This window comes from Pseudomonadota bacterium, from assembly GCA_022572885.1.
GTDB lineage: Bacteria > Pseudomonadota > Gammaproteobacteria > Steroidobacterales > MnTg04 > MnTg04.
On sequence record JACZVC010000009.1, the window covers coordinates 62,884 to 82,566 of the forward strand.

A 19,683-nucleotide genomic window follows, 5' to 3' on the forward strand; every position below is an offset into this window, starting at 1 on the left:
CCATTCCCCGGGGCGGGTCTTCAGGCCTGTCAGGCCAGGTCTTTTCTCGGATCGAAGCCGAGTTCGTCCCGCATCTGCTGGTAGATGCTGCGGGATTTCGCGCTGTCCGCCGGCGGCGTAACGATTTTAAGGACGACGAATTGATTGCCCGCGGGTTTTCCCGGCAAGCCTCGACCCTTTAGCCGCAGGCGTGAATCTGTCTGTGAACCCGGCGGAATTTTCAGCGATACCTTGCCGCCGAGCGTGGGAACCTCGATCGTGCTCCCCAGCGCGGCCTCCCAGGGCGCAACCGGCAAATCCAGGTAGATGTTTTTCCCCTCGTCGCGGAAGATTCGATGCGGCATAAACTCAAGTTCCAGAAACAAGTCTCCGTTTGCCCCGCCACCGGCGCCCTTGCCTCCCTGGCCGGCCAGCCGAATCTTCTGGCCGTTGCTCACCCCTTTAGGGATTGATACTTGCAGCGTCCGTTTCGCCGATGACCTGCTAGGCGCCCGACTCAGCTCAATGCTGCGGCTGCTTCCATGATAGGCGTCTTCCAGGCTGATCCTGATTTTGGCCTGGTGGTCCGGGCCGCGGGCGGCGAATCCGTGCCGGAATCCGCGACCTGGAGGTGGCGAGCGGCCGCCGACTGCGCCACCAAAAAGCGATTCGAAAAAGTCACTGAAGGTGCCAGTGTCGCCACTTTGAGTGAACGAAAAACCGGAGTCCCAGCTTGGCGGCGGCCTGAATTCCTGACCCTGCTTCCAGTCACTGCCAAACTGATCGTAGGCTGATCTTTTCTCAACATCCTTGAGGACTTCGTAGGCTTCGCCAAGCTCCTTAAAACGATCTTCGGCGTTCTGCTCCTTGCTGACATCGGGATGATATTTTCTGGCGCTCCGGCGGTAGGCTTTTTTGATCTCATCCTGGCTCGCGTTTCGGTCCACCCCGAGAATTTTGTAGTAATCCTGATATTTCATTTCGAGCCTCGTCTGCAGCAAGATCACGGTACACCAGGAACCGGCCATTTTGGCAACCGGCACATGTCGCTCCATGATGGCCCTTTTTTTGGGGGCTTTGACGCTGAACTCAAGTTTAGCCCTTTGTGCTGATGCTCGGGCCGCAAAAACTGCTACAGTCGAAACATGCCCGGCCCAGCGCAAAAGATTATCAGAGCGCCGTTGATAGGGGCCGCGATTTTGCTGGTCGCAGGAGCATGCACGAGCGTACCGGTCGGCGGGTCCGGCTCCTCCGGATTGCTATCTGTCATCTCCGGTGATCTCAGGTTGCGTTTTAATGGCCCGGTGAATGTTTATTTGCGCAAAGTTGACGATACTCGGCTTGGCATGTTCAAAAACCGTATACGCGTGGCGCCCGGTTCACACGTATTGCTGGTCGATTGTGAAGTGAAGGATGCGGGTGGCACATCGAGGTATGTACTGAATGTAACCACCGTTGCCGGCGTCGATTACCGTTTGCGGGCGGTGATGGCCAGCGGCAACCGTCGCTGCTCGGCAGTGGAAATGGTCGAAGTTTCCCACTGAAGCACCATTTTCGTCCGTAGTTCGGTCCGCCGTCCGGCGGTAATGCGAACTGCGTCACGCTGTGCGTTTTTGCGGCCGCTTATTATGTCTCCTCTCGGGGCGGTGTCTCCGGGCAGTCCAGGGCAAGAATCAACAGCGGGGGCAACTGTATGGAAGCCATAATCGATGGCCGCAAGGCAATGTCGATTAATTGGGAGGGCTCCGCGATCACCCGTCCCAGAATGGTGGTCAAGCCCGAACGCGTTTCCGAACTGATTGACATTATTAGGAACGAGAAAAAGTATCCAGCGCCGGTTCGGGCCGTTGGTTTTCAACATTCGATCACTCGTTGCGCAGTCGCCGATGGCGGCACGATCATCGATATGGGCAACTTCAACCGGATACTGGAATTCGGGCAGCGTCACGTTCGGGTGCAGGCCGGTGTACGCATTTACGACCTGGTCAAGGCGCTGGCCGATCGTGGGCTTCAGCTTTGCGCCTGTCCGGAATTTGGCGATATCAGCGCCGGCAGCGTGGCCTGCACATCGAATCGATACATATCTTCGCGCGGCATTCTGGGACAGATTTCTTCGACCGTCGTCGGTATGAAGCTGGTGACCCCGCAAGGAACGAAGCTCAATGTGACGGCCAAGCAGCCGGATATGCTTAACGTCATGCGCAGCAGCTTCGGTCTGCTGGGTATCGTTTACGAGGTAACTTTTGCGGTACGCGACAAAATCGGCTTCGTGGTCGAACGTCGGCAAATGGACCTCGACGATCTGTCGCTGGCAATGGCCGGGTTAAGCGGTGATGGCATCGGTGTCAGGCTGACTCTGTACCCGTTCTCCAACAAGGCACAGCTTGAGACCCGGCATTCCGTGAAGCTGGAGACGGCAACCAGGCAGTGGCTGCCGACATTGCGGGCATGGGGTTGGAATTGCTTCGTGCCGTTTGTGGCCCAGCTGCTGAAGCGGCTGGTACCAGGCAACGGCCTGCGGGGCAAACAGCTCGATATCCTGCTGTTCCAGGCGCAGAAGATGTTTACGAGGCTGTCACACGACCGTATCGCAGAAATGTCGGCGGTTTGCCTGCCACGATGCCGTATGCCCAAATGGGCCAGGTGCACTTACACCACCTGGGCATTTCCAGCCGATGATTTCTCACTGCTGATTGAAAAATATGTCGCTTTTTGTTTGCAATACAAACGCGACCATGGTTTCCGCTGTGATCTCCCGACCCAGGCGCTTTTCGTGCCAAAGGACCCCGCCAGCTTGCTTTCCTATGCCGCTGACGGGGATGTCTTTACGCTCGATGTATTTAGCAGCGGCGGCAAGGGCTGGGAGGATTTTCTGATCGACCTGAACCGGTTTTGCTCAGCCAGCGGCGGCGTGCCGCTGCTCAATCAGACCAAACTTCTGTCACAGCGGCAAGCGGCCAGGGGACTGGGCCGCAAGCTGATGACTTTTAAGCGGCTACGGCGGAATGTAGATCGTCAAAACCGCCTGTCGAGCACCTTCTACCAGCCCCTGGTCGGCTGAACAAACCCGCACAATAACCGGGTCGGCAATCCAGGCTCTGTTATCATTTGTCCGGCGGGGTGTGCGATGGGACCAATCAGTATGCTGGGCAATTTATTGTGGCTTTTTCTGGGCCCGGGCATAGTCTGTTTTTTCTTTTGGGTAATTGCCGGCAGCATCATGGCCCTGACGATTGTCGGAATGCCCTTTGCGATCGCTTGTTTCCGAATTGCCGGGTTTGCGGCGCTGCCATTTGGCCGAACGCTGGTCGATGCCGAGGAAGTCGGTGAGCAAAGGATTTTAGGTACCACATTTTTTGCCATACTCTGGATGTTACTGGCCGGCGTCTGGCTGACGATGTTTCACCTGATTATCGGGTTCCTGTATTTCATCACCATTATCGGGATCCCGTTCGCGCTCGCCCATTTCAAGCTGGCGATGGTCTCGTTCAACCCGCTGGGGAAACGGATCGCCTATCCCGGATAACGTTTCGGCTGCGGCTGCGGGCAAAACGCTGCATAGGTTGGACCCCGGCAAGAGAGTCTTGTCGGCGGCAGGCACGACTGGCTACAATGCCGCTCCGCCAGCGAGACCAGGTCAAATTCGGGGAAATGCATGCCCAGTTCCATTGTCAGTACACCCCCCCCGTTCAACGAAGCTATTGGCACCTTTGCGCCAGGGAGCGCTGAGCGCGCATCGTTGAAAGCCAGGCTCGCCGCCATGTTGGACCAGCAGTTGGAGATTCCGGTCGTGGTCGGGGAGCGCGAAATTCACACCGGCAAGGTGGCAGAGAGCAGGGCGCCGCACGACCACGGCCATTTGTTGGGCAGATATCACGAGGCCGGGGAAAACGAAGTTGCGCTCGCCATCGCAGCATCGACCAGTGTGAAGAGTCATTGGGCTTCGATGAACTGGGAGGACCGCGCGGCAATTTTTCTGAAGGCGGCAGACCTGCTCGCCGGACCTTATCGAGACGAGATCAATGCGGCGACCATGCTCTGCCAGAGCAAAACGGTTTTCCAGGCGGAAATAGACGCCGCCTGCGAGCTCGTGGATTTCTGGCGTTTCAACGTGCATTTCATGGAGCAGCTTTACGCGGTGCAGCCGGAATCCGCCGATGGCATGTGGAACACCATGGACTACCGGCCTTTGGAAGGTTTTGTTTTCGCCGTGTCGCCGTTCAATTTCACATCGATCGCCGGTAACCTGCCGACCGCACCCGCGATTATGGGCAACACGGTATTGTGGAAACCATCGTCGACCCAGACCTACAGTGCCTGGGTCATCATGAAGGTTCTACGCGAGGCGGGCCTGCCGGCGGGCGTGATCAGTTTCCTGCCGGGCGAAGGGGCCGCAATCGGAGGGCCGGTCCTGGCAAGCCCTGATCTTGCCGGGATACATTTTACCGGCAGCACGCCTACATTCAGGCATTTATGGCGTACGGTCGGGGAGAATATCGAACGCTATCACAGTTATCCGCGGCTGGTCGGGGAGACCGGCGGCAAGGATTTTGTATTCGCCCATCCCAGCGCCCACGTGCAGTCACTGGTGACCGCGCTGGTGCGCGGCGCCTTTGAGTACCAGGGACAGAAATGCTCGGCGGCGAGCCGTGCGTTCATACCGGCCAGCCTCTGGGACGAAGTCATAGCCGGCATGCTGGAACAGATGAGCCGGATCAAAATGGGTTCGCCGCTGGAGTTCGGTAATTTTGTGTGTGCGGTTATCGACAAAAAAGCGTACGACAAGATCAGCGGTTATATTGCCCACGTAAAGAACAGCGATGATCACCGGATTCTGGCAGGTGGTGAATGCGATGACAGCCAGGGGTATTTCATCAGCCCGACCCTGGTCGAAGCCGACAGCCCGCATTCCAGGCTGATGTGCGAGGAAATCTTCGGTCCGATCCTGACCATGTATCGTTATCTGGACCAGCGCATGGATGAAACGCTTGCAGAAGTAGAGAAAGCTAGCCCTTACGCATTGACCGGCGCGATCTTCTGTCGCGACCGCGCCGAGATACAGCGCATGAGTATGGCGCTGCGCTCCGCAGCCGGTAATTTCTATATCAACGACAAGCCGACCGGCGCCGTGGTTGGCCAGCAGCCATTCGGCGGTGGCCGCGCCAGCGGAACCAACGACAAGGCCGGCAGCATTTACAACCTGGTGCGCTGGATGTCGCCGCGGGTCATCAAGGAAACTTTCGCCCCGCCACAGGATTTTCCCTATCCGCACATGGGTGAGGACTAGCAGGCTGTTGAAAAAGCGGCCGATGCTCGCGTTGGGTTTCGATAGTGGCGTTATCTTGCTGACCACGATGCCGGTGCTTAATTTTGTCGCCATGCCGGCGGTGGTCATCTGCGCAACCTTGCTTTGGACGGCGCAACTGAAAAAGGCAACGCTGGCTGTGCGGGGCGGCGACGAATCGGCTTGAACCGGCTATGATATTGGCCTGCGCCCACAGACAATACGAGGCAATCATGAGCGAGGAATTTTCCCCGACCAGGGTTATCGGGCTGGTCGCCATGCTGGCGTTGACCGCCTGCGGTCAGTCTGGCGACAAACAGGACCAGCCGTTGCAAGGCGCGACCGAACCGACCGGGAGCACGGCTCAGCTCAGCCAGGATAGCCGGAAAAACTGGCTGGAGAAGCGCAAGGGAATTTACGCGCCGTTTACGCTGACGGCCGACCTTTCAAGCCTTAGTGATCGGCAAAAGGAAATGCTGGTCAAGCTGATCCGGGCATCGGAAATCATGGACGAGCTGTACTGGGATCAGGCGCTGGGTGCGAGGGAGCCGTTTTTGTCTGCGATCGATGACCCGGACGCGCGCAAGTTTGCCGAATTGAACTATGGGCCCTGGGACCGGCTGGCCAACGAAGCGCCATTCATCGACGGGTATCCCGCAAAACCGCTGGGGGCAAATCTTTATCCGGCAGACATGACGGTAGAGGAATTTGAAGCAGCCGATCTGCCTGGAAAAGACGGTCTCTATACGCTGCTCAGAAGAAACCCGCAGGGTGAACTCTATCTTGTGCCGTACAGCGCAGCCTACGCGCATCAGTTAACGGCGGCGGCAGAGTTGCTGCGGGAAGCTGCCGCGCTGGCCGATGACAGCCAGTTTTCCGAATATCTGAAAGCCCGTGCAGAGGCGTTCCTCAGCAATGACTACTACGCCAGCGACATGCTGTGGATGGATATGAAAAACAACGCCATAGATGTGGTCATCGGGCCGATAGAGACCTACGAGGATCGTCTGTTTGGTTACAAGGCAGCCTTTGAATCCTACGTATTGTTGAAAGACCTGTCCTGGTCCAGGCGGTTGAGCCGCTACGTCGGTTTTCTGCCGCAACTACAACGTGGTTTGCCGGTGGCGGACGAATACAAGGTTGAAACACCGGGAACTGATTCGGACCTGAATGCCTATGATGTGCTGTATTACGCGGGTCACAGTAATGCCGGTTCAAAAACGATCGCGATCAATCTGCCGAATGACGAGCGCGTGCAGCTGGAGAAAGGTACCCGGCGGTTGCAGCTAAAAAATGCGATGCAGGCAAAGTTCGACAAAATCATGCTGCCGATCGCGGGCGAGCTGATCGTTGAAGAGCAGAGGTCTCATGTGACCTTCGCCGCATTTTTTGCCAATACCATGTTTCATGAAGTGGCGCATGGGCTGGGCATAAAAAACACCATCAATGAACAAGGCACGGTTCGTATCGCCCTCAAGGAGCTTGCTTCTGCCATGGAAGAAGGCAAGGCCGATGTCCTGGGTGTTTATATGATTACCAGCCTGTACGAGCAGGGAGAACTGGACGACGGCGAGTTGATGGATTACTACGTGACTTTTCTCGCCGGCATTTTCCGTTCGGTCCGCTTTGGCGCGTCGAGCGCCCACGGTAAAGCGAACATGGTGCGCTTCAATTTTTTCCACGATATGGGAGCGTTTGGCCGCGACCCGGACGGCGGTCAGTACCGGGTTGATTTTGAGCGTATGCAGGAAAGCATCGCGGCGTTATCGGCGCTTATTCTGACTCTCCAGGGCGATGGCGATTACGCCGGCGCCAGCCGGTTGCTGGCGGATAAGGGGAATATCGGCGATCAATTGCAGGCCGATCTCGACCGCTTGACGGCGGCCGGAATTCCGGTCGATATTGATTTCGTCCAGGGCCTCGATTCCCTGGGGCTGGACTGAGCGGACCCATGCGAGCCGCAGCCGGCAACCAGCGGTTATGGCGCAGCGGCAGGCTCGTTTTGCCGGTGTTGCTTTTGTTTTTGGTCGCATCGACTGCGAGCGCAGAAGAAAGCGGCTGGATGGCCGACAAGGTGCTGGTTCTGAAGGCGCAGCGAAAACTGTTTCTGATCAAAGACGATCGCATTCTGAAAGCGATCGATATTCGCCTCGGCCTGGTCCCCGAAGGGGAAAAGGAAGCCGAAGGGGATTTCCGCACGCCAGAGGGTTCATATTTACTCGATCGCCGAAATTTGAACAGCGACTACTTTTTGTCGATCCATATCAGTTATCCAAATACGCTGGACCTGTCGGCAGCGCGTGGCACGGGATTGTCGCCCGGTGGGAACATCATGATTCATGGTCGGCCCAACCAAATGCAACATGGGCGCGAATATTATTCGGCCTGGGACTGGACCGATGGCTGCATCTCGGTTGCCAACACCGATATGGTCGATATCTGGATGATGACGGGTATCGATACGCCGATCGAAATTCTTCCCTGATCCGTAGATCCTGTGGATTCAAGCCGGTGATGCTGGCCGGCGGCCATTTTTCCCGTTTCCGGACCCCCATACAAGCCATAAGAATTTCAATAAACCGTTGAAAATCAACAAGTTCAGTTGACGCTGATTGTGAACCAGTTCCTGTTTTGCGCCCGGCGCGCCAATTACTGTAAGAGGCAAGGATTTACCAGGATGGTGTGTATGGGTCTGCACGACAAAAATCGCGATATGAAACGGTCACCGACAGTCAGCAGGCCCGCCAGGGCCGACGACGAAGGCTGGGCTGCGTACCGCAGCTGGCTGGGTCAGGTCGCCGGAACGCGGGGGCGTCGCGTGATGGCCGACAGTTCGATTTACACGCTGCAAGGATACAAAGACTGGGCCCACCGCATACGCAAGGACTGGGATCCGGATTCAACCGGGTAATCAGCGAAGCGTCAGATCACACCCACCGATGGCAACGCACTCGCCGGTCTGCTTTTCTCCCAGCTAATTATCGACTTCCATTGTTCCAGGTCTTTGCGGACATTATGCGGTTTCATTTCATGAATTCCGATGCCTTGTTCGGCACAGCGAACATAGGCCTGCGAATCCCGCAATACGCCGACGATAGGAATGCGCAAATTCCTTAGAAATCGCATCAGCGCCTGGTAAATCAAGGTATTGGTTTTCACCCGGTTGGCCAGCACGCCAATGCGGCCATCGCTCCGCCTGATGCGCGCGATCAGCAACAGGTTTGAAATCAGGGCGGTCGCCGCATGGATATCGATATCCGATGGCAGCACGGGGATCAGGATTGCCTGTGCACCACGGGTAATATCCGGCAGCGCTTGCGGATCGATTGCCGCCGGGGTGTCGACAACGACCCGCTGGGATTGCGGAGGCACCCGCATCTGCCAGCTCCGGGTTACCCGCAATTGATTTTCGTAGGCCGCTACACCGTGAATGACTGGAAGATCGGCAAAGCGTTTTTCGAGCCAGTGCATGCTCGAGCCCTGCCGGTCCATATCCATCAGCGTCGGCTCCATGCCCTGGGTCGAAAAATAGGCCGCCAGATTGGTGGCAATCGTGGTTTTTCCGGATCCCCCTTTTGGATTCAGCACGACGATCTTTTTCATGAGCAGACCATACGCCAGATTTGAGTTCGGCAACAGCGGTTCTCCGCATTATGTATAGAAAAGGCTGATTGATTTTGATTCTTTGTGAACTGCAACACAGCGCATATCGACGTGCTTTTCTAAAGTTGGTGCCGGAAGCTGACAAATTGGAGCGAAACTGAAATGAGTAAGGAGTCCGAAAACCGACGGGATCAACGACCGTTGAAAATGGACAGGAATAACTGGGTTGCCAATGCGATAGCGGCAGCGACCCGTGCGCTCGAACGCGAGCATGGCAAGGGCAGTAACGGACTGGGTGTCGTCGATAGCCCGGACCGATCACGATTTGTCTGAAGGCCCGCGAATCTGCGGCGCTGGGGAGGCCCTACAGACAGCGGATCAAGGAGCAGACATGGAAGTGCTTATTCAATGCCTGGATGAAATCGAGGACTTGGTGGTCGGGTTCGCGCTATGGGCAGGTTCCTGGTCCAGGATGATGGCCGTTGGCGGTCTGGCCATCTACTTGGTGGGCGTGCTGTACCTTATGTTTGCCTGAGAGACGATCGTGGCCAGCGTGATCTGCGTCACATTTTGCCAAGCCACTAAAAGATATTATGTAGCCTGGTTTGAAAATTAACGGTAGGGATCGTGCGTAAACGGATCGACACAGGCAGGCACAGTTATCGGGGGGATCTGGTGGGTCAGGGATTCGCCAGCCCCAGCAAAAAAAAGCCACCGAAGGCCGATTCCGATGCTGTGGAAAGTGAGCGGAGCGGCGAATCCGTGATAGACCAGATTTCGGGCGACCCCTACCTGGCAGATCTGATCAGAAAGCACCGGCAGGAATAAGACTCCCGCTTAGTCGTGAGTGGCGTGGTCCGGCCGTTTGGTCAACGATCGAAGAAACGCCACCAGACCCATTTTATCGCCGAGGCGAGCAGCCGCGACCGGGCTAATGCTCTTCAGGACCATCAACGGTCGTACCGGCATGCTGTTAACCAGGATTTCAGGCTTGTTCGAGTGCAGCGCTTTAACGACGGCCTCCGCGACCTGCTCGGGTGTGCAACTGCCGAGACTGCCTGGTGCATCGCGCCCCTTGCGCGCGAACATACCCGCGCCGGTCACGAACCCCGGGCAAACGGTGGTTACTCTTACGCCGGTACCTTGCAGCTCCATCCACAATGACAGTGACCATTCAGACAGCGCGGCCTTGGTGCCCGAATAGGCGCTACCGAAGGGCATCGCCAGCCGGCCTGCCATCGATGTGATGCTGATGATATGCCCGTCACTTCTTGCCAGCATCGCCGGCAGCAAAATACGCGTCAGCAACAACGGCGCCATCACGTTTGTCAGCACGGTCGCCTGGATCTGATCCGCCTCCTGCCGTTGAAAAGGGACCACTTCCTCCAGGCCGGCATTGTTGATCAGGATATCTATCCGGCCCAGCGCGCTGACGGCCTTATCGGCGAGGTCAGTCAGTTCGTCCACCCGGGTCAGATCGGCAGTTGTCGTTTCGATTCGGACCGACTCGGAGCGGAGCTCTTCCGACAGCTCTCGAAGCCGGTCTGCTCGGCGGCCGCTTAATACCAGGTTTATCCCATTTGCCGCCAGCAATCTGGCGATATGGGGTCCGATGCCGCCGGTCGCACCGGTCAACAACGCGTTTTTCCCGCTCATTTGATTCATGCTGACTCCCGTTCACGTGGTGGGTTAATTGCCGGTGACAGTGTAATATTTGTATGCTTGGAGAGGGTAATGGTTAGCAAAAAAAATCTGCGTAAAAGGTCGGGTGATGCGACGACGGACATCCCGGATGACTTGCAATATCGGGTAACCCGGGAGAAAGTGACCGAGGCCCCGTTTTCCGGGAAGCTGCTGTATAACAAAGCGGAGGGCACCTACGCTTGCATCGCCTGCGGGAACTCTCTTTTCAGTTCGCAGACCAAGTATGACTCCGGGTCGGGTTGGCCAAGTTTCTGGTTGCCGCTGGCCGAGGGGAACGTTAAAACGAGAGCGGATAGCAGCCATAATATGATGCGTATTGAAGTAAGCTGTGCGGACTGCGGTGCGCACCTCGGCCATGTCTTTGACGATGGCCCGCAACCCAGCGGCAAGCGATACTGTATAAACTCAGCCGCGTTGAACTTTGCGCCCCGGGAAGAATCCTGATAGCTGGATGCCCGGCAAAGGTATTGCCGGGCGGCAAAGCTTTGCGTCGGGCAGAACCGGTTCGATGTGTATTTGTCCGACATTTTCCGGTGCCGATGCGCCGACCAGAAAGGAAAAACAATGACCCACAAGACAATAATGATGAGTTTCATACTGCTGGCTGCCTGTGGCTCGACAATGGCGCAAGATGAAACGGCGGTAACGGCCAAGCAAGCGCCGGCGCAGCCAGAACAGGATACATCGAGTGTTGAATTGAAGGAGGCCCGGATGGAGTTGGTGGAACTAGATAATGGCTTGAAATACCTGCTTCTCGCCGAAGGTGCGGGAGAAGCGATCGAGGCCGGACAGGGAGCTGTCGTGCATTACACCGGCTGGCTGTACGACCAATCCCTGGCCGAGGGCAAGGGGGAGAAATTCGACAGTTCCCGCGACCGTGGCCAGCCATTCAGTTTCCCGTTGGGGGCAGGGCGGGTAATTAAGGGATGGGACCTGGGTGTGGCAGGCATGAAGGTTGGCGAGCGCCGCATGCTGATAATCCCGGCCGAACTCGGCTACGGCAGCCGCGGCGCCGGTGGGACTATTCCGCCGGACGCTGACCTGCTGTTCGATGTTGAATTAGTCGGAATACGTTGATGACGGCTCGCTGGCTAATGACAGCCTTGCTGATCGGGGGTTCATCCGCTGCGGCCGCCGATCCGGTTTTTGTCGATGCAGAAGCGCCGCTACGAAACTACCACGTGGTTTCGGATCGGCTGGGTACGGGCGGTACCCTGTCCGCCGATGCGGTAAGCTGGCTGGCGGCGGATGGCTACCGGCTGATCGTTGACCTGCGCGATGAATTCGACGAGATCGAAGCGAACGCGGCGCTGGCCCAGGGCCTTAGCTACGTCCATGTCCCGGTAAGTTCGCAAGCGCCTTCGGATGCTGAACTCGAAGCGTTTTTGCTGACAATGGCCAGCAACCCGGAGAAAAAAATTCTCGTACACTGCGCCTCCAACCGTCGTGCCTCTGTGATGACCTATCTGTACCGTGTCCTCGAACTTGACGCGGACCCGGACAAGGCCATGGCCGATGTCCGCGCGATCTGGGAACCAAGCAAAACCTGGCTAAGTTTCATTGCGCGGTCGATCGATACGCGAGCATCAGTGACAAAATAATCGTAGGGAACGGAATATGCCCAGCAATATTACTGGATGGGCGATCGGCGCGATGATCGCAATGTTGGCCCAGGCCGTAGACGCGAGAACATTGATACATGCCGGTCACCTGATCGACGGCATTGCGAACAATAGTCGCTCCGCAATGACCATCGTCATCGATGGCGAAAGGATAGTCGGAATCGAGGATGGGTTTGTGCAGCCCGATGACCGCGATACGCTGATCGACCTGTCGGCACAAACAGTGCTGCCTGGGCTGATGGATATGCACACCCACCTGGATCACCAGAATAATCGGCGCAGCTACATGGAACGGTTCACGCTGAATGGCGCGGATTATGCGTTGATGGCTGCACATTACGCGAAAGTTACGCTGCATGCCGGGTTTACGACGGTTCGCGATCTTGGTGGGTGGTATAACGCCGCCATTGCGTTGCGTAAAGCGATCGAGCGTGGCGAAGCAACCGGACCCAGAATATTCAGCGCCGGGAAATCGATTGCCACAACCGGTGGCCATGGCGACCCGACCAATAGCTGGGCAGAAATCCTGGGGGGAGACCCGGGCCCGGCCGATGGCGTCGTCAACGGGCCGGCAGAGGCGTCACAGGCAGTCAGGCAACGGTACAAGGATGGCGCCGATCTGATAAAGATTACCGCCACCGGGGGTGTGCTGAGTCCTGCAGCAAGCGGTCAGAATCCACAGTTTCAGCAAGATGAACTCAATGCGCTGATAGCGACAGCGAGGGACTACGATTTTCATGTCGCCGCGCACGCGCATGGCGCCGAGGGCATGAAAAGAGCGATTCGCGCGGGGGTCAGGAGTATCGAGCACGGAACCTTTATGGATGATGAAGTCATCGCCCTGATGAAAAAACATGGCACTTATTTCGTGCCCACGCTTTCTGCCGGGAAATTCATTACTGAGAAAGCCGCGGAGCCTGGTTATTTTCCCGAAGTGATCAGAGTCAAGGCGGCAGCTATCGGCCCGGTTATACAGACGACATTCGCCAGGGCGTACAAAAAAGGAGTGACCATCGCTTTCGGCACGGACAGCGGAGTCGGGGCCCATGGCTCAAATGCCAAGGAATTCGTTTACATGGTCGAGGGGGGTATGCCGGCCATGGCAGCGATCAAGTCAGCTACGTCGGTCGCGGCTGAGTTGCTCGAGGAGACCGATAACCTGGGATCGATCCGCGTGGGCAGATATGCCGATATCATCGCGGTTAACGAAGACCCATTAAAAGACATTTCGGTGTTGCAAAACATCGTTTTTGTCATGCAAGGCGGGGTCGTGGTCAAGGACGAGATTCGCCGCGAGGGACTGTAGAGAATTGGTCAAGGCGTACAGAATACTGGGATCATCTCTGGCTGCGATTGTCGTGGTTTTTTTACTGATGACGGCAGGCTTGGGGATATACGGTCTGTTTGATGAGCCTGAGGAGGACGGGCTGGTAGTGCACCCGGTCAGCTTGCTCGATGATTTTCGTCGTCAGGAGCTGGCCAGGGAACTCGGCGAAGATCGTCCGCCGCCGATGCCCGTTGCCGCGGACAGGCTCGAATTACCCGGCATCGAAACGGATATCGCCAGGCACGGTTTTGTCGAACTGGAAATTTTTGTCGGTGTTGACGGCAGCGTCAGTAATGTTCGGGTCATCGATTCTTTCCCGCAGGGCCTCTATGAGGAACAGGCAATCCGGGAAGTTCGCCGGCGGCGGTTTGAGCCGCCACCGCCAGGTACCGACACTGTGTCCCGCGTGGAAGTCGTCGAGTTCAGCGTTCCGGACGACGGTTCATAACCCGGCGCCACCGCCAGCTAGCCTGGGGTTGAGCGTATAGATGCCGGTTACTCGCGCCTCTTCAATGATGTGTTCCTTGATGGCTGCAAAGACGTCGCCACCGGTAAATTTGGCGTCCACCGCGCAGCGCTCAAGATCTGTTGCATACAGAACAAAATGATAGTGATGGAGCAGGCTGTCGTTCCACGGTGGACATGGGCCATCGTAGCCAAAATAATCACCCGCCATTTTCTCGTCGCCGGCAAACCAGCTCGTGTAGTCATTGATCCCCTGGCGAGAACCTTCCGGGCCAGGCGGTTGTTTTTTCCCGCCGGTGGTAATACCGTCTGAGCAAGAACCACCCGCGATGCCGCCGACCGATGGCGGGATATCCACCATTACCCAGTGGTAAAAATCCGCGCGCGGCAGATCCGGGGGTATTTCCCTCCCTTCCTGGTTGACATCATCGGCCTTGCTGGGCACATCGACATCGACGCACAGCAACACCAGCGAACGGGTACCGGCGGGCAGTGCATTCCATTCCAGAGTCGGGTTGCGGTTGCCGCCGAGCCTGACATGCTCTTTCGCATCGATGACGCCAAAGGCGAAAATGCCGGGTATAGAGTGCTGGTCCTCAAACTCTTCGATTCGCAGGTACATGGGTCGTCTCCCTCGGGGTGCCTGCCGGCTACCGCCGGCTGCTCTCAGGATGCCTTGGCGACCTGATCCATGCTGGCCAAGACATCCCTGATCCGATCGTTTGCCCAGGCAAGCTGTTCGCGGGTTACGATCAACGGCGGTGCGAACCGGACCACGGTTTCATGCGTTTCCTTGCTCAGCAGGCCCTTTTCCATCAGTCGTTCACAGACTTCTCTGGCCGTTGCCAGTGCCGGGTCGATTTCCATGCCGATGAACAGCCCCTTGCCACGCAGATCCATGACCAGCGGACTCTTGATGGTCTGCAGCAGACCCAGGAAGTACGCGCCCATTTCCCGGCTGCGCTCGACCAGCTTTTCCTCGACCAGGATATTGAGGGCTTCGAGACCCACCGCGGCAGCCAGCGCGTTGCCGCCGAAAGTGCTGCCATGCGTACCGGGTTGAAAAACCTCCATGACTTCACGTTTGGCCAGGAACAAGGATACCGGGAGGATGCCGCCGCCCAGCGCCTTGCCCAGTATCAAGCCATCGGGTTTGACATCGTCGTGCTCACAGGCAAGCAGCTTGCCGGTGCGGCCGAGACCGGTCTGCACTTCGTCGCAAATCAGCAGAACATTGTGCTCGCGACAAATTTCGGCGCATTTACGAAGATAACCATCCGGCGGAATATTGATGCCGCCTTCACCCTGGATCGGCTCGACCAGGAAAGCCGCCGTATTTTTGTTGATCGCCGCCGCCAGTGCTGCCGGGTCGCCATAGGGGATGGTCCTGATGCCGCTGGAAAACGGACCGAAACCCTCCTGGTACACGGGGTCGGATGACAGGCTGACGATGGTAATGGTCCGGCCGTGAAAATTGCCCTCGCAAGCGATAATTTCGGCCTGGTCCCGGGCCACGCCCTTGACCTCATAGGCCCACTTGCGTGCCGCCTTGAGCGCGGTTTCAACGGCTTCCGAACCGGTGTTCATCGGCAGCGCCATGTCTTGGCCGGTCAGTTCACAGGCGCGTTGCAGGAAATGAGCCAGCTTATCGGTATGAAAAGCGCGCGACACTATACTCAAGGTTGCTGCCTGTGCGCTGAGGACCTTGACCAGGCGCGGATTCGCATGGCCATGACTGACCGCCGAATAGGCGCTCATCATGTCCAGGTATTTATTGCCTTCGTCATCCCAGACATAGACTCCCTCGCCACGAACCAGCACTACCGGCAACGGATGGTAATTGTGTGCGCAGTAGCGGTTTTCGAGTTCTATCGTTGAATTCATGAAGGCCTCCGGGGGATCGGTTCGCCAGCCGGCATGGCGACGGCAGGCAGGTCGGTAATTTTAGGGCATACGCCACCCCTATATCCAGCTATCCGGATGGCGCCGAGTGTGCCGGCAGAAGGACCGCATGTAATACTTGCCCGGGCTTATTTGCCAGGAGTCAGCGAAAAATGATTCGGCTACCCAAAGCTGAGCGCGTTGTCGTGCCGGGCCCGGCCGGTGGCCTGGAAGCGCTATTGGAAGTTCCCGAGGTGCAGATCGAAAAAATTGCCGTCCTTTGTCATCCGCATCCTTTGTATCATGGCACCATGAATAACAAAGTCGTGCATACACTGGCGCGGACATTCCAGCGCCTGGGAGTTGCCTGTCTGCGATTCAATTTTCGTGGCGTTGGCGGCAGTGGTGGTTCGTACGACGATGGCCAGGGTGAAACACGAGATGCGCTGGCGGCAACGGAGTTCATGCGCGACCGGTTTCCAAAGGCGAAACTATGGCTGGCGGGATTTTCCTTTGGCGGAGCAGTTGCCCTGAGAGCCGCCAGGCTGGTCTCGGCTGACCTGCTGGTGACCGTGGCGCCAGCGCTGCAAAAAATGAAGTCAGCACAGCTAACGATCCCCGAATGCCCGTGGCTGCTTATCCATGGCGACCTAGACACCACGGTCAGTTGCCGGGGGAACCTCGAATGGGTGAGCAATCTGGATCATCCGCCAGAGCTTTACATTGCCCGCGGAGCCGATCATTTTTTTCATGGCAAACTGAACCTCCTTCGCGATGTCGTAATCGAGAAACTGGAAAAAATGGGCGTAGTCCAATGCGGGTAAAACTTCATGGAAGACGGAGCTGAACATGCTGAAATCGGTTTTCATCGCGATAAAAAAACAGTTTGCCGTTGCTGACGAGGAGCACGGCGGGAATCATGAAAATGCGCTGCGGCTGGCGACAGCGGCCCTGCTTGTGGAGATGGGCCGGGCCGATCATTACAGCGATGGTGACGAGGCGGCGTTGATACTGGAGCTATTGCGCGAACATTTCGTGATGGAAACCGAAGACGTCGGCGCTCTTTATGAGATTGCCACTGAGAAGGCCGACGAAGTGGTGTCCTTGCATGAGCTGACCAGCCTGCTGCATCGATCGCTCGACGAGGAAGAGCGGGGCAGATTGCTGGAGATGATGTGGCGGATAGCCTATGCCGACAAGCGCCTGGATCCGCTGGAAGACTCGCTGGTGAGAAAAGTGGCAAACTTGCTTTATGTTCGCAATACCCGCTTGATGAGAATTCGCGAACGGGTGATGTCGGCTATCGATCAGTAAGCGTACCGTGAGTTATCTGTCGTGCCGGGACCGCCGGCCCACTAGCGCAGCGCAAGGATCAGCGCTTGTAATCCGATCAAGACAAACAATGGAGCGAGGTCGAGTCCGCCGATCGGTGGTATCAGGCGGCGCACCGGTCTGATCAGTGGTTCGGTTATCGAGGTCAGGACCGCGACGATCGGATGATAGCCACCGGTACCGACCCAGCTCAGTATCGCCCTGAGCAGTACGGCAAAGAAAAACAAACGGGCCGCGTTGACGGCCAGCCTCTGCAGGACAATGAGCAGCAGAATTCCGGTGGACGGTACCGACACGCCACTGAGCGAAATCAGAATGAGCGTAAGAACCATTTCCAGTAGCAGTGCCACCAGCACGGTAGCCAGGTCCAGGCCCTTCCACGCCGGTATGATTCGCCTGACAGGGCGGACCAGCGGCCCCGTGACCGCCACGATAAATTGCGAGACGGGATTGTGGAAATCGGCCCTGACCCACTGCATCAGAAAACGGAGCAAGTAACAGCTGACGTAGAGTTCGCCGATCGTGGAGACAAGGAAATAGACTACCTGCGCCATTTTGCTGAATTCCTGGATGCGTTTGGGTCGCCAAAGATAACATGGCGGCCCTGTAATTCTTAGCCGGTTAGCGGACCGGTACCGGCGGGGCGTGGTCCGAATACCGCGGTACCCAGGCGCACCAGCGTTGAGCCCTCTTCTATCGCGGCTTCCAGGTCATTACTCATGCCCATCGACAGCGTGTCGAGCCCGAGGCCCAGGAGCTGGTTGAGTTCGTTTTGCAAGCTGGCGAGGCGGGCGAACCAATGGCGTTGGCGGGATGGTTTTTCGCTTGCTGGTGGTATGCACATCAGGCCACGCAGTCGCAACCCGGGGAGCTCAGCGACCCGGCTGGCTAAATCGGCAAGATTCTCCGGCGCTACGCCCGATTTGCCTTTTTCCTGGTTCAAGGCAACCTGCAAACAGATATCAAGATCTGTTTGTCCGGGCGGGCGATGCGCGCTCAGTTTAGTCGCCACTTTGAGGCGATCAACGCTGTGGACCCAGTCGAAGCAAGTAGCGATTTCGCGGGCCTTGTTGCTTTGTATGTGGCCGATGAAATGCCATTCGATATCGAGGCTTTGCAGCTGTCGCTGCTTGCCCATCGCTTCCTGCACAAAATTTTCGCCAAAAGCTTTCTGACCCGCCTCAAAGGCGACGCGAATTGCATCGGCAGGATGCTTTTTACTGACCGCCAGCAGATTGACTTCTGCGGGGTCGCGGCCGCAGCTATCGCAGGCTTGGCGGATTCTTTGGCGGATTTTCAACAGGTTCTGTGTGACGCTCGTCATGTTTTACTTAAGCTGGTTGGTTATACTGAACAACGTTGGTTTTAGGCAATTATGGGCTTATAGAACCATATTTAACCCATAAATCATAGGGATTTTGATGTGGCACCAGATATTGCACAACTCTTGACCTTTTCGGTGAAAAATAACGCGTCTGACCTTCATTTGTCAGCAGAAATGCCGCCATTGATCCGTGTAGACGGGGATGTCAAGCGGCTCAATATGCCGGCGCTATCGCACAAGGAAGTGCACGCGATGATGTACGACATCATGAACGATAAACAGCGCAAGGATTTTGAGGAGTTTTTCGAAACCGATTTTTCGTTTGAAATTCCCAAGCTGGCACGATTCAGGGTCAATGCGTACAACCAGCATCGTGGCGCAGCCGCCGTATTCAGAACGATTCCCTCGGTAATCCTGTCGCTGGATGACTTGCAGGCGCCAAAAATCTTTAAAGATGTGGCGATGTATCCGCGGGGACTGGTCCTGGTGACGGGTCCGACCGGATCGGGCAAATCCACAACGCTGGCCGCGCTGGTCGATTATATCAATGACAACAAGCCGAGCCACATCATAACCATCGAGGATCCGATCGAATTTGTACACGAGAGCCGCCGCTGTCTGATCAACCAGCGTGAAGTGCATCGCGATACCCTGGGCTTTAACGAGGCGATGCGATCGGCGCTGCGTGAAGATCCGGATGTCATCCTGATTGGCGAAATGAGAGACCTCGAGACCATTCGCCTGGCGCTGACAGCGGCCGAGACCGGGCACCTCGTGTTTGGCACTTTGCATACGAGTTCCGCGGCCAAGACCATCGACCGCGTCGTCGATGTTTTCCCGGGCGGGGAAAAGGAAATGGTGCGCTCAATGCTGTCCGAGTCGTTGCGCTGCGTGATATCGCAGTCCCTGTTAAAGAAAATAGGCGGCGGCCGGGTTGCGGCACACGAAATCATGATTGGTACGCCAGCGATCCGCAACCTGATCCGCGAGGGCAAAGTTGCGCAGATGTACTCGGCAATCCAAACCGGTCAATCGATGGGCATGCAAACGCTTGACCAGTGTTTGCAGGATCTGACCCAAATGGGACTGGTGAGCAAGGAAGAAGCCCGTTTCCGGGCGGTCAACAAGGACACCATTTAGCAGTCAGCGGAGTTTCGATATG

At 56.9% G+C, this 19,683-nt stretch carries 26 protein-coding genes; 19 read left to right on the top strand and 7 right to left on the bottom strand.

All coding sequences use genetic code 11. The annotated features are described in order from the left end of the window. Positions 1-29: 29 nt before the first annotated feature. Positions 30-959: a DnaJ domain-containing protein gene (locus IIA05_05040; protein ID MCH9026468.1), complete on the bottom strand. Its 930-nt coding sequence runs from the start codon at positions 957-959 to the stop codon at positions 30-32. A 165-nt stretch (positions 960-1,124) separates the two neighbouring features. Between IIA05_05040 and IIA05_05045 the strand changes: the two genes are divergently transcribed. The 8 genes from IIA05_05045 to IIA05_05080 all read left to right on the top strand — a co-directional run bounded on the left by IIA05_05045 (position 1,125) and on the right by IIA05_05080 (position 8,174). Further along, the gene (locus tag IIA05_05045; protein MCH9026469.1) at positions 1,125-1,523 is read left to right on the top strand and encodes a hypothetical protein; all 399 of its coding nucleotides are present in this window, start codon (positions 1,125-1,127) and stop codon (positions 1,521-1,523) included. Between the two features lie 149 nt (positions 1,524-1,672). Beyond that, the gene (locus tag IIA05_05050; protein ID MCH9026470.1) at positions 1,673-3,040 is read left to right on the top strand and encodes an FAD-dependent oxidoreductase; all 1,368 of its coding nucleotides are present in this window, start codon (positions 1,673-1,675) and stop codon (positions 3,038-3,040) included. A gap of 75 nt (positions 3,041-3,115) precedes the next feature. Beyond that, positions 3,116-3,505, top strand: coding sequence for a hypothetical protein (locus IIA05_05055; protein ID MCH9026471.1), 390 nt, complete (start codon positions 3,116-3,118; stop codon positions 3,503-3,505). A gap of 129 nt (positions 3,506-3,634) precedes the next feature. After that, positions 3,635-5,266, top strand: a complete 1,632-nt coding sequence (gene pruA / locus IIA05_05060; GenBank protein ID MCH9026472.1) for an L-glutamate gamma-semialdehyde dehydrogenase — start codon at positions 3,635-3,637, stop codon at positions 5,264-5,266. A 7-nt stretch (positions 5,267-5,273) separates the two neighbouring features. After that, positions 5,274-5,450, top strand: coding sequence for a hypothetical protein (locus IIA05_05065; GenBank protein ID MCH9026473.1), 177 nt, complete (start codon positions 5,274-5,276; stop codon positions 5,448-5,450). A 91-nt stretch (positions 5,451-5,541) separates the two neighbouring features. After that, the gene (locus IIA05_05070; protein ID MCH9026474.1) at positions 5,542-7,206 is read left to right on the top strand and encodes a Zn-dependent hydrolase; all 1,665 of its coding nucleotides are present in this window, start codon (positions 5,542-5,544) and stop codon (positions 7,204-7,206) included. Positions 7,207-7,214: 8 nt separating this feature from the next. Beyond that, complete coding sequence (locus IIA05_05075) at positions 7,215-7,748, top strand: L,D-transpeptidase family protein (GenBank protein ID MCH9026475.1); 534 nt, start codon at positions 7,215-7,217, stop codon at positions 7,746-7,748. A gap of 201 nt (positions 7,749-7,949) precedes the next feature. Beyond that, a complete protein-coding gene (locus IIA05_05080) occupies positions 7,950-8,174 on the top strand; it encodes a hypothetical protein (protein MCH9026476.1) in 225 nt (74 codons plus the stop codon). Positions 8,175-8,185: 11 nt separating this feature from the next. On the opposite strand, the gene IIA05_05085 is transcribed toward IIA05_05080, so the two are convergent. After that, a complete protein-coding gene (locus tag IIA05_05085; GenBank protein MCH9026477.1) occupies positions 8,186-8,899 on the bottom strand; it encodes a ParA family protein in 714 nt (237 codons plus the stop codon). Positions 8,900-9,028: 129 nt separating this feature from the next. Between IIA05_05085 and IIA05_05090 the strand changes: the two genes are divergently transcribed. The 3 genes from IIA05_05090 (at position 9,029) to IIA05_05100 (ending at position 9,694) form a co-directional block, all read left to right on the top strand. Beyond that, positions 9,029-9,199, top strand: a complete 171-nt coding sequence (locus IIA05_05090) for a hypothetical protein (protein ID MCH9026478.1) — start codon at positions 9,029-9,031, stop codon at positions 9,197-9,199. A 58-nt stretch (positions 9,200-9,257) separates the two neighbouring features. Further along, positions 9,258-9,401: a hypothetical protein gene (locus IIA05_05095; GenBank protein ID MCH9026479.1), complete on the top strand. Its 144-nt coding sequence runs from the start codon at positions 9,258-9,260 to the stop codon at positions 9,399-9,401. A 92-nt stretch (positions 9,402-9,493) separates the two neighbouring features. After that, complete coding sequence (locus IIA05_05100; protein MCH9026480.1) at positions 9,494-9,694, top strand: hypothetical protein; 201 nt, start codon at positions 9,494-9,496, stop codon at positions 9,692-9,694. A 9-nt stretch (positions 9,695-9,703) separates the two neighbouring features. Here the strand turns inward: IIA05_05100 and IIA05_05105 are convergent, their stop codons facing one another. After that, the gene (locus IIA05_05105; GenBank protein MCH9026481.1) at positions 9,704-10,531 is read right to left on the bottom strand and encodes an SDR family NAD(P)-dependent oxidoreductase; all 828 of its coding nucleotides are present in this window, start codon (positions 10,529-10,531) and stop codon (positions 9,704-9,706) included. Positions 10,532-10,600: 69 nt separating this feature from the next. Between IIA05_05105 and msrB the strand changes: the two genes are divergently transcribed. The 5 genes from msrB (at position 10,601) to IIA05_05130 (ending at position 13,967) form a co-directional block, all read left to right on the top strand. Next, a complete protein-coding gene (msrB, locus tag IIA05_05110; protein ID MCH9026482.1) occupies positions 10,601-11,014 on the top strand; it encodes a peptide-methionine (R)-S-oxide reductase MsrB in 414 nt (137 codons plus the stop codon). 120 nt (positions 11,015-11,134) lie between these two features. After that, a complete protein-coding gene (locus tag IIA05_05115) occupies positions 11,135-11,647 on the top strand; it encodes an FKBP-type peptidyl-prolyl cis-trans isomerase (GenBank protein MCH9026483.1) in 513 nt (170 codons plus the stop codon). Beyond that, the gene (locus IIA05_05120) at positions 11,647-12,171 is read left to right on the top strand and encodes a protein tyrosine phosphatase family protein (GenBank protein MCH9026484.1); all 525 of its coding nucleotides are present in this window, start codon (positions 11,647-11,649) and stop codon (positions 12,169-12,171) included. The genes IIA05_05115 and IIA05_05120 overlap by 1 nt, the downstream gene beginning before the upstream one ends. 16 nt (positions 12,172-12,187) lie before the next feature. Then, positions 12,188-13,498 (top strand): amidohydrolase family protein, encoded by a 1,311-nt coding sequence (locus IIA05_05125; protein ID MCH9026485.1) that lies wholly within the window; start codon positions 12,188-12,190, stop codon positions 13,496-13,498. Between the two features lie 67 nt (positions 13,499-13,565). After that, positions 13,566-13,967, top strand: a complete 402-nt coding sequence (locus IIA05_05130; protein ID MCH9026486.1) for a TonB family protein — start codon at positions 13,566-13,568, stop codon at positions 13,965-13,967. Here IIA05_05130 and IIA05_05135 read toward each other — a convergent pair. Then, positions 13,962-14,606, bottom strand: coding sequence for a YbhB/YbcL family Raf kinase inhibitor-like protein (locus IIA05_05135; GenBank protein MCH9026487.1), 645 nt, complete (start codon positions 14,604-14,606; stop codon positions 13,962-13,964). The genes IIA05_05130 and IIA05_05135 overlap by 6 nt on opposite strands. Before the next feature lie 44 nt (positions 14,607-14,650). Continuing rightward, positions 14,651-15,868 carry an ornithine--oxo-acid transaminase gene (rocD, locus tag IIA05_05140; protein ID MCH9026488.1) on the bottom strand — a complete coding sequence of 406 codons (1,218 nt, stop codon included), beginning with the start codon at positions 15,866-15,868 and terminating at the stop codon, positions 14,651-14,653. 170 nt (positions 15,869-16,038) lie between these two features. On the opposite strand from rocD, the gene IIA05_05145 reads away from it, so the two are divergent. Continuing rightward, positions 16,039-16,689, top strand: coding sequence for an alpha/beta fold hydrolase (locus IIA05_05145; GenBank protein ID MCH9026489.1), 651 nt, complete (start codon positions 16,039-16,041; stop codon positions 16,687-16,689). Between the two features lie 25 nt (positions 16,690-16,714). After that, positions 16,715-17,179: a TerB family tellurite resistance protein gene (locus IIA05_05150; protein ID MCH9026490.1), complete on the top strand. Its 465-nt coding sequence runs from the start codon at positions 16,715-16,717 to the stop codon at positions 17,177-17,179. A 41-nt stretch (positions 17,180-17,220) separates the two neighbouring features. Here IIA05_05150 and IIA05_05155 read toward each other — a convergent pair whose 3' ends face one another. Then, entirely contained in the window at positions 17,221-17,751 is a 531-nt protein-coding gene (locus tag IIA05_05155; GenBank protein ID MCH9026491.1) for a YggT family protein, read from the bottom strand. A 59-nt stretch (positions 17,752-17,810) separates the two neighbouring features. Continuing rightward, complete coding sequence (locus IIA05_05160; GenBank protein MCH9026492.1) at positions 17,811-18,521, bottom strand: YggS family pyridoxal phosphate-dependent enzyme; 711 nt, start codon at positions 18,519-18,521, stop codon at positions 17,811-17,813. Between the two features lie 99 nt (positions 18,522-18,620). Here IIA05_05160 and IIA05_05165 point away from each other — a divergent pair, with 99 nt between their 5' ends. Beyond that, positions 18,621-19,661, top strand: a complete 1,041-nt coding sequence (locus tag IIA05_05165; protein ID MCH9026493.1) for a type IV pilus twitching motility protein PilT — start codon at positions 18,621-18,623, stop codon at positions 19,659-19,661. Positions 19,662-19,683 lie beyond the last annotated feature (22 nt).

Excerpts from the sequence above, each read along its gene's own strand:
- IIA05_05040 (MCH9026468.1), bottom strand. The coding sequence starts at position 959 with ATGAAATATCAGGATTACTACAAAATTCTCGGGGTGGACCGAAACGCG.
- IIA05_05045 (MCH9026469.1), top strand. The coding sequence starts at position 1,125 with ATGCCCGGCCCAGCGCAAAAGATTATCAGAGCGCCGTTGATAGGGGCC.
- IIA05_05050 (MCH9026470.1), top strand. The coding sequence starts at position 1,673 with ATGGAAGCCATAATCGATGGCCGCAAGGCAATGTCGATTAATTGGGAG.
- pruA (MCH9026472.1), top strand. The coding sequence starts at position 3,635 with ATGCCCAGTTCCATTGTCAGTACACCCCCCCCGTTCAACGAAGCTATT.
- IIA05_05070 (MCH9026474.1), top strand. The coding sequence starts at position 5,542 with ATGCTGGCGTTGACCGCCTGCGGTCAGTCTGGCGACAAACAGGACCAG.
- IIA05_05075 (MCH9026475.1), top strand. The coding sequence starts at position 7,215 with ATGCGAGCCGCAGCCGGCAACCAGCGGTTATGGCGCAGCGGCAGGCTC.
- IIA05_05080 (MCH9026476.1), top strand. The coding sequence starts at position 7,950 with ATGGGTCTGCACGACAAAAATCGCGATATGAAACGGTCACCGACAGTC.
- IIA05_05090 (MCH9026478.1), top strand. The coding sequence starts at position 9,029 with ATGAGTAAGGAGTCCGAAAACCGACGGGATCAACGACCGTTGAAAATG.
- IIA05_05095 (MCH9026479.1), top strand. The coding sequence starts at position 9,258 with ATGGAAGTGCTTATTCAATGCCTGGATGAAATCGAGGACTTGGTGGTC.
- IIA05_05105 (MCH9026481.1), bottom strand. The coding sequence starts at position 10,531 with ATGAATCAAATGAGCGGGAAAAACGCGTTGTTGACCGGTGCGACCGGC.
- msrB (MCH9026482.1), top strand. The coding sequence starts at position 10,601 with ATGGTTAGCAAAAAAAATCTGCGTAAAAGGTCGGGTGATGCGACGACG.
- IIA05_05115 (MCH9026483.1), top strand. The coding sequence starts at position 11,135 with ATGACCCACAAGACAATAATGATGAGTTTCATACTGCTGGCTGCCTGT.
- IIA05_05120 (MCH9026484.1), top strand. The coding sequence starts at position 11,647 with ATGACGGCTCGCTGGCTAATGACAGCCTTGCTGATCGGGGGTTCATCC.
- IIA05_05125 (MCH9026485.1), top strand. The coding sequence starts at position 12,188 with ATGCCCAGCAATATTACTGGATGGGCGATCGGCGCGATGATCGCAATG.
- IIA05_05130 (MCH9026486.1), top strand. The coding sequence starts at position 13,566 with ATGACGGCAGGCTTGGGGATATACGGTCTGTTTGATGAGCCTGAGGAG.
- IIA05_05135 (MCH9026487.1), bottom strand. The coding sequence starts at position 14,606 with ATGTACCTGCGAATCGAAGAGTTTGAGGACCAGCACTCTATACCCGGC.
- rocD (MCH9026488.1), bottom strand. The coding sequence starts at position 15,868 with ATGAATTCAACGATAGAACTCGAAAACCGCTACTGCGCACACAATTAC.
- IIA05_05145 (MCH9026489.1), top strand. The coding sequence starts at position 16,039 with ATGATTCGGCTACCCAAAGCTGAGCGCGTTGTCGTGCCGGGCCCGGCC.
- IIA05_05150 (MCH9026490.1), top strand. The coding sequence starts at position 16,715 with ATGCTGAAATCGGTTTTCATCGCGATAAAAAAACAGTTTGCCGTTGCT.
- IIA05_05155 (MCH9026491.1), bottom strand. The coding sequence starts at position 17,751 with ATGGCGCAGGTAGTCTATTTCCTTGTCTCCACGATCGGCGAACTCTAC.
- IIA05_05160 (MCH9026492.1), bottom strand. The coding sequence starts at position 18,521 with ATGACGAGCGTCACACAGAACCTGTTGAAAATCCGCCAAAGAATCCGC.